The sequence below is a fragment of the Paenibacillus nasutitermitis genome (assembly GCF_014641075.1).
In the GTDB taxonomy this organism is placed as follows: domain Bacteria; phylum Bacillota; class Bacilli; order Paenibacillales; family Paenibacillaceae; genus Paenibacillus_Z; species Paenibacillus_Z nasutitermitis.
On record NZ_BMHP01000003.1, the window covers coordinates 190,084 to 200,999 of the forward strand.

Consider the following 10,916-nt stretch of genomic DNA (forward strand, 5'->3'; position numbering starts at 1 on the left):
CATATGGGATCATCCCTTTCAAGTAGACATTCAAAAAAAACCTTCATGTTATCATGGAGGCTTGAAGACGACTACAACTACCACCGCTTTCAAGCCAAATTAAAAACAACGCGCACCGATTGAGTATCGATGCGCGTTGGCAGCTTAGCTTTTTTCATCTGTCTACTTGACAGGGGTATGACCAATATAAATTAACATTCAATCAGCTTTTCTCTACTACAATGACATCATATTCGTTAAGAATCGGAAGAACGAAGGTTATCATGCCATCCTTCAGCAAGCTTGGCAGATTGTCGCCGCTGCGCAGGGAACGGATGGTATAGGTAAGATTCTCGTCCGCCTTACATTTTATTTCAACATTCCTCAATGGAAGCACAGCATGAATCGGACGGCTCATGGACCCGGTATAGTTAATCAAATGGATCAGGAGAGTATCGCCTTTTTTGCGCACTGACAGATGCACAGACTCCAGCTCCGATTCGAAGCAGCATTCCACTTCCGTTTCGGTCATTTCAGTTACAGCATTATGCATGAGCTTCCGGTACTCCGGAAAAGCGTAAGAGTAGTAGAAGCTGTCCACATTGCCGGTAAAATAAATCGTGCGCCCTTCCCCATAAGGCTGCTCTACAATATAAGGATTTGTTGTTACTGCAGGAAGCTCACAGTAACGGGATAGCTGCGGTTCCCGATAAAAGTCCGAACCCGAAGCCTCTCCGCGAATGCTGCATTCCACACCAAGCCCTGCGACAGGCAGGATCGATTGGTCCACTCCGGCATAAAGCGGCTGGTTGATATCCACTTCAATATGATCGAATTCATTCAACCGTATCCCTTGGACTTGTTCGATGCCAAGCAGATCCGCCAGAGCGGGCTCGCCGAGGCGGCGTCCCTTCTCGTCGTAGAAGGAGGTATCGAAAGTGGCAATCAGTCTTCCGCCCGAGCGAACAAACAAACGGACTGCTTCCGCATCGGATGCGGACATGCAGCTTGAGCCCGGCAAAATAAGCACATCGTAAGCCGCTAATGTTCCATCCGTAAGCGCCGTGTCATCGATGATGTCGAATAGAACCCGGCTGCGCGACAGCGCATCGAACCAACCGTTAAATGCTCCCCGGGGATCATTCTTCCGTCCATCCGCAAGCTTGACTTTCGCATCCGTAAAATCGGTTTCTTCCGCTGTCGTCTGATAATAGTTGGCTGTAGCATATGACCATAAAAGAGCGACGCGCGCAGTTGATCGGGTATCCGTATAATAGTGTTCATTATCGGAAAGAAACGTATTGATTTCCTTAACCGTCTGCATTCGCTTATCCGCATTGTTATCGTTATAGGCGCCATACCAGGTCCAGGCGCCGTGTGCGACGGCCATAGCATGGACAATCCAGGTTTCAGAAGCGGACAGCAGGTACCTGGACCAAGGAGACAAGCGGCCGGCAATCGCCACACAGTAAGGCTTGCCACCCGATTGCGTCTCCAGCAGCATGGCTGTAGCCGCCGGTTTCCAAATCGGGCTCTTCCGTAAATCCCCTCCGAGAAATCCGCCTTCCGCCAGCAGCATGTCCTGATAGTCAACGGTCATGCGATTATCCCGGCTGCATAGTCTGTTCGGCGCCAGCTGGGGGCTGTTCATATAAATGATCGCATCGGGACTCACCGCTTTAAGCTCCCGACGGGCATCACTCATGAATCTGGCGATGGATGATCGTTTGAAATAAAACCAATCGTCATCTTTACGTGATGCCGTCTGCGATCCAACCGGCGGCTCGTATCCGTACTCATCGTAAAACCGCTTACAACAATCCTCACAATAACAACCCTCTTCACGAAAGATCGGCCCGTCCAGAAATATCCCGGCAATCGGATATTTTCCCAGCGTACGGATCGTCCCGAAAGCATAGTCCCGGAAGGTCGAATTAATGCATGAATATCCGCCCTGCCCATAAGCGCTCGGAATAATCTGTCCGTCTGCATTCTTCTGGAGCCATTCCGGCTTCAGAACCGAAAGCGAAGGAGAAATCCAGTGTACGTTAAAATAGATAATCGTTCCCATAATGGAAGGATCATTCTGATTCAGAATCTCACTCAACAGATCCTTCCTTGTTTCAATCGCATACTCCGATGGATAGAAGGTTATTCCCGATTCACCCAGCGTGATGTCATGGACTTCAATATGCTCGGCATTAAATCCAAGCTCCCTTCGGATCGATACTTGTTCGGCCACATCCAGCGTTTCGAACCGGTCTGAATCAGGCGGGATGAAATCAATAATTCTAAGCGGCTTTTCAAACCATAATTTTGCTGTTGTCATATAATCCTCCCAGATAACGATAGGTTATATTATTTCCTCATTCTACATGAAGCAAGAACATGAATCAGGTCAAATATGCTTGAAACCGGACATAACTTTGTTCTAATCTTTGCAACCTGTCACCATTGCTATATAATTTATAAAGAAAATGGACATTATTCACGAGTTTAGTACGCTTGAGGAGGAGATCTTCATGTATCCCGATTATCAGGATGCGCTTGCTGTTGCAGCATTACGTGAGAAACAGCTTCCTTTTTATATCCTCTATAATGTTCTTACCAAGCCCTCCAAGCTCCATCATCATGATTTTGTCGAATTCTCCATTGTTGTGAAAGGACGCGGCGTGGAATGGATTAATGGGGAGAAGCACATCATGCAGCCGGGAACAGTTTCCTTCCTTCTGCCTCACCATATTCATACGATTCAGAGCGACATGGATGACCCTCTTCATCTTTACAGCTGTATGTTCGACGAGCAGATTTTGTTCGATTCCGCCTATGACATCGCTTTAAGTCAGGTTCTGCTGCAAGTAGGACAGACTGTCCCCTCCTATTTTCACCTTCCCGAGGCTCTAAGCTGCCAAATCATTCAATTGCTTAAGGACATGATGATCGAATATTTGCAAAATGAATACGGGAAAGATACCCTTCTCCGCAGCAAGCTGCTTGAAGTGCTGGTACGAATTACCCGTCATTACATGAACGACATGAATAACCTGTCCTCCGGGATAATCGAATATAAACAGCCCGCTCACCGAACGATCTGGGATGTTCTGCGATTCATCCATTTGCATTTCTCCGAACCTCTTACGCTGAAAGAGCTTGCCAGTCATGTCAACTGGAGTGAATCTTACATCAGCCGGGAATTCAAGAAACTTACCGGCATGAACTTCGTTGAATATGTGCACAAATTAAGAATCAGTAGAGCTACCGCCCTGCTGTCCACTACAGATATGAGCATTACCGAGATTTCTTCCGAAGTCGGATATGATTATTTCCGTACCTTCTCCCGTGCGTTCAAAACGTTGAAGAGCATCACCCCTTCCGAATTCCGTAAAAATCATCTTTAGAAACCAAGAGTCGAATAGATTTTATGAATGCCCCCAATGATTTCTGCTTCGTCCTGCTCAGTCAGGATCGGGCTAATCGGCATAAACACGGTTCTGTTCAGCAAATCCTCCGCGCGCGGACACATATGCTCCGAATAAACAACCGGATTCGCAAATGGATAATCGAACGGAAAGTTGTTCCTCTCCGCCGTTCGCTGGAACAAAATTTGCGGCAGCATATACACAGGCTTCCCGCCATACAGCCGGTACATTGTAATATTCTCGGCAGCACTTGCCTGGAGTAGGAGATCCGCATCGGCTGCACTCCGAAGCTGAAAACCGATGTTCGATCCGATATCTCCCTCGTAGTCTGCCGACTTACGGAATACCATGGACGGAATTTCCGCTGCGAGCTGCTTACGTATACGCTCGCTGATCTGACGCATGTTATGCAGCAGCGGATCAAGCTTCTTCCATTGTTCGACGAGTACAGCCCCCGTTATCTCGCTCATCCGGTAATTCTGCCCGACAAATGCAGAAGCTTCCTCCGAGGCTTCCATACCGTAAAGCTCCTTGAATGCAGGCCTGAGGAGCCCTTGATCGTGATATCGGACAGCCCGTTCGAACAGATCCGAATTGCGTGTCACGATTGCACCGCCCTCGCCAGCGGTGATGATTTTGTTCATCTGAAAGCTGTATACGCCTATATCGCCAATCGTCCCCGCGTAACGGTCCTTGTATTTAACTCCGCAGGACTGGGCTACATCCTCGATCACATGAATATGATGCTTCGCTGCAAAAGCCATCACGCCATCCATATCGCATGGATTTCCCAGGATGGATACCGCGATCACGGCTTTAACGTCTTTGTCCATCACCCGTTCCAAATCGTTCGGGTCCAGATTCAGGCTCTCATCGACATCAACAAATACAGGAACCGCATTGCTGCTGATAACCGCCCCGGCCGTTGCTAGAAACGTGACGGCAGGAATGATTACTTTATCGCCATAGCCGATGCCAAGCGCTTTGAGCGCCACGACCAGGGCGGCCGTGCAGGAAGTAACACCAAGCGCATACGCAACGCCAAGCTTATCCGCCATCATCATCTCAAGCGATTGCACCGTATTCTGAACATCCGCTCCATAAAACCGGAAGGGAGATTGCGAGTGGATAACACGCGCGGCATGCTCCGCCTCTTCTGCCCCCATCACTACAGCACCGGGATAATTGGGCGGCAGCGGCTCAGTGCGTGCCGGAATGCCGCCGTGCATAGCCAATTTCTTCATGGTTCATCTCTCCTCACTAATGGAATCAGTCTATTGGGATCACGGTCTCTCCTTCGTTGAGATCCAGAACGAGTTCGTGAGATGCCAAGCCGAACCTGTCGGTCGGTTTGATACTCCGGACCGCTCCTTCGTTGCTTGGAATACCGACCTGCGGAGCTGCTTGAGACAATAGCACTGTAACCCCCTTGCACGGTTGCTGCGCCCTTACCAGGAGCTGCCGACGCTGATGCTTATCGAATATTACGGTAGCCTCAATTCCGCGTTTGAGCTCCATCCAGCGATAAATCTCCTCGCTTGTCCACCATTGAAGCCCTTTGTTCCTCCCATATTCCGCCAACTCGACTAAGGCAGCCGCGACCCCTTCGCGATGCAGCGCCGCAGGATGAAATAATAAGTGCGCCACTCCATTCACCCTGGCGGACTCGTCAATAATCGTTTGGCCTTCCTCAAGGGTGCAGCGCAGCTCGATCGTCGGATCCCAGGCCAGCGTCGGAAGGCTGAATAGCTTCATCATCCGGTTGCTCTCAGAAGCGCTGCTGACCGGTACATAGGAATGGCAGGTGCCGAACAGAAAGCCTTTATTGCCCTGCTTTGTCCCTCCCTTGCTCTGCTCCATGACGATGCCTGCACGCTCGCACCATTGATAGAATGCAATGCCCCCTCCCCTTTCTTTATCTCATATCCCGGCACTGCATGAGGGACAAATCTTTATCGCCTGCGGACAATTCTCCAGAATTGCGATAACAAAAAATGTCCTGTTTCATATAATAGTGACCTATTTGCACATAGCTGGAGTTATATGATCGACTTGAGATGACCGCCATCAGAATGGCAAAATCTCATCAAATTGAAGGAGGTCTAACATGATGAAATCACCAAGAACCGGAAAACGCGTCGTTGTTTCACTACTCGCAGCTGTCGTACTCCTCTTGCAGACCGTTGCCGTTCACGCTAGCGGCAATGCCTGGTATGACAAGTATGTCACCTGGGACTCCACCCATGGAGGAGATTATTACACGGACGCCAATGCCTCCAACCTGGGTTGGGGGGAGGGTTATGTTCTGCGCTCCTACATGAACATGTACGAACTGACCGGAAGCACAGCCTGGCTGGACAAAATAACGACTCATTTTGACGCGATGATCGGCAATGCCTCCGACTTCGATGGGGACGGATATCTCGACTGGACGACTCCCAATTACTCCGCCAAGCAGGTAGCAAACAGTACATTCGCTTCCGCCGCCAGCGGCGATTCCACCTTGCCGGCAAGCTGGACCCGCTTCCAGTCCACCAGCTCAACCGCATATCGTTCCAGCTCCGCAGGCGAGTACTATCCGGGCAAAGACACGGTTGGATTGGTGCTCAAGACGAACGGCACAAGCTGGCAAAAGCTGTATCAGACCTTGCCCTCCTACGAGCCCGGCCGCAAAAATTCGCTCACCTTCCATGCCAAAACAAACGGTTCCGCAGCCAAAGGCAACGCCTATATATGGGATGCCACGACCTCGACCATGCTCGCAAGCGTAGTTATCGACAGTACAGACTGGAAAGCGTATAACGTAAACTTCGATGCGCCCGTTGCCGGCCACTCGCTGCAGGTGTGGCTGGGCCATAATAGTTATTCCGTTGCGGGCGGCACCGTCTATTACGATAATGTTCAGGTATCGGCAAGATATGCGTACATGGTGCACGATGGAATGATCGGGCTTCCTATCGCCAAATTCATCCGGTTAGTAAGCGACAATCCGGTCGTATTATCTGCCTATGCGTCTAAAGCGAACACCTATAGAACCTTTCTGGAAAATAATACAGTTGCGAAATGGCATGATAGCGCAAGCTGGGTGGGCAACACCTGGGTGAATGTCAGCTCGACCGAAGGCTACTACAAGGAACCGGCCACAATGGATACATTGCCAGGCGTCAACTATATCCCTCTTCCTTATAATATGATGCTGGTATTTGCCGATTTGCAAATGACTCTATATGACGTGAACGCGAATCCGGATTACCTGGACAGGGCAAAAAAAGTGAATCAATATTTCAAAAACCGTCTGACGACAAGCGGAAGCTCCTATCAATGGAACTATTGGAATACGACTACGCCTGCTCCCGTAATTGAGGACACGTCGCACGGCAATCTCGATATCGAGTCGGCACTGGACATGTACCGGCATAATCTGGTTTTCACTGGCTCCGATATGGATAAATTCACCAGCACCTATGTCGACCGCATGTGGAACGGATCGCTGACTTCGCCGCTTGTCTCAGGCAATATAAATGGTACAGGAAGTCCTTCCATGGTCCTCTGGAGCTGGATCAGTCTCTCTCCGTTTTCTGCCGATGTCTGGCCAACCGCTGCCAAACAATTCGCCAGCTTCACGCCAACCTATGGATATGAGGCTCATAATTTCACGGAAATTATGAAATGGGATCCGGTCAAAGTCGTCAATCAAGGCTTTGAATGGAAAACGACAACCGACAGCACGCTCCCGGCCAGATGGCTTCGGGTAGGAACAGCTTCAACCGTATATTTGGACACGGTCAACAAAACCAAGGGCAATTACGGGCTCACCGTCGCATCGAACACGACTGCCATTCAGGCGCTTTATCAGGTTTGGACGCAGTGGAAACCGAATACTACCTATGTCCTCACATTCGATGGCAAATCCAGCGGCGGATCAACCGGCGGCAGATTGTTCGTGCAGAATAAAACGACCAATTCGCTGCTGACCGACCTAACATTTACCAACACCGCCTGGGGTGGCAAAACGCTTACCTTTACAACGCCTGCGGCATCCACCGATGAACTGCGAATTTATTTAGAAAACGGGAATTATTCATTAAGCGGCAATGGCCATTTCGATAATATTGTGATCAAACAGTCCGGCGACGCCTGGTAAACTACTTCAGAAAACCGTCAAGCGCATTTTTCAATACCTGCTCCACCTTGGGGTCAAACACAGCGGGCATGGCAAAATAATAAGTGGAATCATAGCTCTCATACCCGCCTTCTTGCAGCTGCGCGGCTGTCGGGACGTAGCCGAACATCCCGTTCGTATACGCAATGGGAAGGATACGTCCCTTCGACAGCCTTTTGAGATAAAGTCCATATTCCACCACAATTTCGGCATTCATGGCCAGGAACGAACATTCCTCGGCCAGCTTCAGCCAGGTCAGTTCAAGCGGCATCGTTTGTTTCAGGCCATGAAACCTGTCCAGCTGGATCCGGTGCCATTCGCCGTGAACATCCGGAAGCGACAAGCCATCTTCCAGTGTCTGCTTGTCCGGCAAAGCAGCCAGAGGCAGCTCGACTGTCTCAGATCTCCACTGAAGCCGGCAGCCGGTTAGAGGCGTCATCGGCTTGTCCAGCACACGGAGAACATCTCCTGCAAACGCAAGCCCGACTTCGATAACCTGCTCATCCGTACCGCGAATGACGATTTGTCCGTCCCCCGGATTAATATCGCCGCAGGTCCCCTGCAGAAATCCGGCTACCACCCCATTGCCATATTGCTGCTCGACTGTTTCCATAGCGACGCCAATATATTCCGACGAAAATTTATTCTCATTGGTTATAACGGGGTGACAGGCATAATGAATGAATACAGCCTTGGGAGTATCGTGCAGATCGGTGAACCGGATCACATTCAGTTCATGATCCACCTCATCCGTCTTGGGCGGAGACTTTCTCAGCCCGCGGCGGTTAATGCCCAGCAGCGACTGGCCCGTCCCCCGCTCCGCTCTTACAGGTTCAAGATTTGCAAGGGCCTGCTCAATTCCATCCAGCACGTGCTCCTCAAGCTTGGCCAAATACACAAGATCCGGCTGTCCCAGATAGGAAGTAAACAACAGACTCGTTTGGGGACCTGAGTGGGTATGTGTTCCATGCAGCAAAATCGCAGCTTCTTCTATGCCAAAACGGCTGTGGATTCGCCGTTTCAAATCCGGCACCCTGTCACTCCCCCACCAAAGCAAATCTGCCGAAATCAACAAGCTGCGCTGCGCATCCCCATTATTTCGGCTCTCGAAGACAAAGATTCGCGCATATAACGGGTGAGAGACATCTTCGGCTGGTCCCATACTGCTGCGGGAAGCAAATCCGGCGAGCGAAACAGGAAAGGTTGGGGTAATATCAATTTTTTCCGTACCGAGATACAACACTGATTCCATGGATTACGCACTCCATTTCCATTTATTAGGTTATAACTTCTTGATGCGGCCTTTAAACCGTTCCATGAACTGTTTATTCCACTCATCGCCCCCTGCTGCGTTGCCGCTCATCCAGATGGGAGGCTTGATCCCTTCAGCAACCAGAATATTGACGGTTTCCGCTACCATTGCATTCAATAGATAAGCATTGGCGAAAGTAGATAGAGCAGCAACACGCTGTTCCAGCCCCTCGATGTCCAGAACGGCGTCACCCACGCTTATTTTACAGTCCAATACCACATCGACGAGCTCATAGAGATTTTGTTTGGAAGGGTGTCTGGCCACATGGTCTGCGGGTGTTTGCCGGGAATGCGCAACTGAAGTAACGCCGATCGTTGTGACCCCGCGTTTCCTTGCTTCCAGCGCCGTATCGATTACGGCTGAATTAATGCCGTAGGCATTAATAATAATGAGCAGATCCCCCTTTGCCAGACCGTAATCCTGAACCACAATGTTCCCATACCCGGGTGTACGCTCGACCGCCATCGAACGAAGAGCTCCTCCGCTTAACAAGGTTCCTTCATCGAGAATCGCACTAATATGCATCAAGCCGCCTGCCCGGAAAAAGATTTCCTGGGATCCCAGATTAGAATGCCCGCCTGGTCCATAGGCATAGACGATTTTATCTTGTTTGACATGGTCGGCAACGATACGGGCCGCTTGCATAACCGACTTCATTTCTTCGTCATGCAGCTTCTGCAAATGTTCGGTCACTATCGCTAAATATCGGGTCATCGGCTTGATTGTCACTGATTATTCCCCTTTCCATATGGATGGGGCCTAGCCCGCAATAACTCCCTGGCCTTTAGCGCCACCACTACTATTAATATACAGGAGAGGGGTCGGTGAAGAAGGACAAATCGCTCGCCTGGTGTGTCATTTTTTGTCCTTTCATGAGCGTCCATACATGATGAATCGGGAGATCATTGGATCAATAAAAAAGCAAGGAGATTAGTCTCCTTGCCTCAGTATTCCCGGCCCGGATGGGGTGGGAAATGTTTGCAGTTCCTATTCTCTGACGCGCGCTGCAGCCTCGTCCATAGCGGTGATGACCTTATCGCACCAAAGATCAAAGGCCGGATCTTCTTTCTGATGCTCGGGATGGGCTAAAATATAGTCAACCGTCTGCCGGATCCCTTGATCCAGCCGGATCGTTGCGACAAAATCGGGTACCAGTCTCTTCAGCTTGGCATTGTCGAATACAACGGAATTCGCTTTATCGCCAAGCAGGCCTCCCCTGTAATCCTCCGTGCTGCACGCAGCAAGAAATTCTGAGGCGACATGTACCGCCTGAAGCTTCACGCCAAGAGCAGCGGCAATAATTTCATAGATTTGATTCCAGGTCACGCTCTCATCCGAAGTAATATGAACGGACTCGCCGATCGCGTGGATGTTGCCCATCAACCCGATAAAGCCTTTGGCAAAATCTTCGTTATGCGTCATGGTCCACAGCGAGGTGCCGTCCCCATGAATAATTACCGGCTTGTTCGCCAGCATCCGTCTGGCAACCTGCCAGCTTCCATTGCTCCCGTGCACACCGAGCGGAATCGATCGTTCATCATAGGTATGGCTTGGCCGGACGATGGTAATCGGAAATCCCTGCTCACGGTACTGCTTCAGCAAATAGTCCTCGCAGGCGATTTTGTTTCTGGAATACTCCCAATAAGGATTGGATAAGGGGGTCCCTTCGGTAACCAGATAATCGGATAATGGCGTCTGGTAGGCGGAAGCCGAGCTGATAAACATAAACTGCTTCGTTTTATCTTTAAACAGCCGGTAGTCTCTTTCCAGCTGCGGGGGAGTAAAGGCTATAAAATCAGCAACCACATCAAATTCCAGGTCTGCAATCAGCCGGGCAATGTGGTCTTCATCATTAATATCCGCTTGAAGAATACGGACGCCTGCTGGCAGTTCATCATTGCGATTGCCCCTGTTCAACAGGTAAAGCTCGCAGCCTTGATCCAGCAGCTGCCTCGTAATAGCCGAGCTGATGGTACCCGTTCCTCCTATAAAAAGCGCTTTCATATTAACACCTCCATAGTATGCGTTTCCCACCCCTTATGAT

General features: G+C 50.1%; 8 protein-coding genes. 2 read left to right on the top strand and 6 right to left on the bottom strand.

Annotation, left to right across the window (positions count from 1 at the left end):
* Positions 1–202: 202 nt before the first annotated feature.
* Positions 203–2,308, bottom strand: a complete 2,106-nt coding sequence (locus IEY46_RS20000) for an alpha-amylase family protein (protein WP_188994312.1) — start codon at positions 2,306–2,308, stop codon at positions 203–205.
* 193 nt (positions 2,309–2,501) lie between these two features.
* Here IEY46_RS20000 and IEY46_RS20005 point away from each other — a divergent pair, with 193 nt between their 5' ends.
* Positions 2,502–3,377: an AraC family transcriptional regulator gene (locus tag IEY46_RS20005; RefSeq protein WP_188994314.1), complete on the top strand. Its 876-nt coding sequence runs from the start codon at positions 2,502–2,504 to the stop codon at positions 3,375–3,377.
* Here the strand turns inward: IEY46_RS20005 and IEY46_RS20010 are convergent.
* Together IEY46_RS20010 and IEY46_RS20015 are read right to left on the bottom strand one after the other, a co-directional pair.
* Entirely contained in the window at positions 3,374–4,642 is a 1,269-nt protein-coding gene (locus tag IEY46_RS20010; RefSeq protein WP_188994316.1) for a DegT/DnrJ/EryC1/StrS family aminotransferase, read from the bottom strand. The two genes, IEY46_RS20005 and IEY46_RS20010, sit on opposite strands and share 4 nt — an antisense overlap.
* Before the next feature lie 25 nt (positions 4,643–4,667).
* The gene (locus tag IEY46_RS20015; protein ID WP_188994318.1) at positions 4,668–5,258 is read right to left on the bottom strand and encodes a hypothetical protein; all 591 of its coding nucleotides are present in this window, start codon (positions 5,256–5,258) and stop codon (positions 4,668–4,670) included.
* Between the two features lie 247 nt (positions 5,259–5,505).
* On the opposite strand from IEY46_RS20015, the gene IEY46_RS20020 reads away from it, so the two are divergent.
* Positions 5,506–7,542, top strand: a complete 2,037-nt coding sequence (locus tag IEY46_RS20020) for a hypothetical protein (RefSeq protein ID WP_229750418.1) — start codon at positions 5,506–5,508, stop codon at positions 7,540–7,542.
* 1 nt (position 7,543) lies between these two features.
* Here IEY46_RS20020 and IEY46_RS20025 read toward each other — a convergent pair whose 3' ends face one another.
* From IEY46_RS20025 to IEY46_RS20035, 3 genes are all read right to left on the bottom strand, one after another.
* Positions 7,544–8,812, bottom strand: coding sequence for a neutral/alkaline non-lysosomal ceramidase N-terminal domain-containing protein (locus tag IEY46_RS20025; RefSeq protein WP_188994322.1), 1,269 nt, complete (start codon positions 8,810–8,812; stop codon positions 7,544–7,546).
* A gap of 30 nt (positions 8,813–8,842) precedes the next feature.
* Positions 8,843–9,601, bottom strand: coding sequence for a sugar isomerase domain-containing protein (locus IEY46_RS20030; RefSeq protein ID WP_229750419.1), 759 nt, complete (start codon positions 9,599–9,601; stop codon positions 8,843–8,845).
* Between the two features lie 258 nt (positions 9,602–9,859).
* Positions 9,860–10,876 carry an SDR family oxidoreductase gene (locus tag IEY46_RS20035; protein WP_188994325.1) on the bottom strand — a complete coding sequence of 339 codons (1,017 nt, stop codon included), beginning with the start codon at positions 10,874–10,876 and terminating at the stop codon, positions 9,860–9,862.
* Positions 10,877–10,916 lie beyond the last annotated feature (40 nt).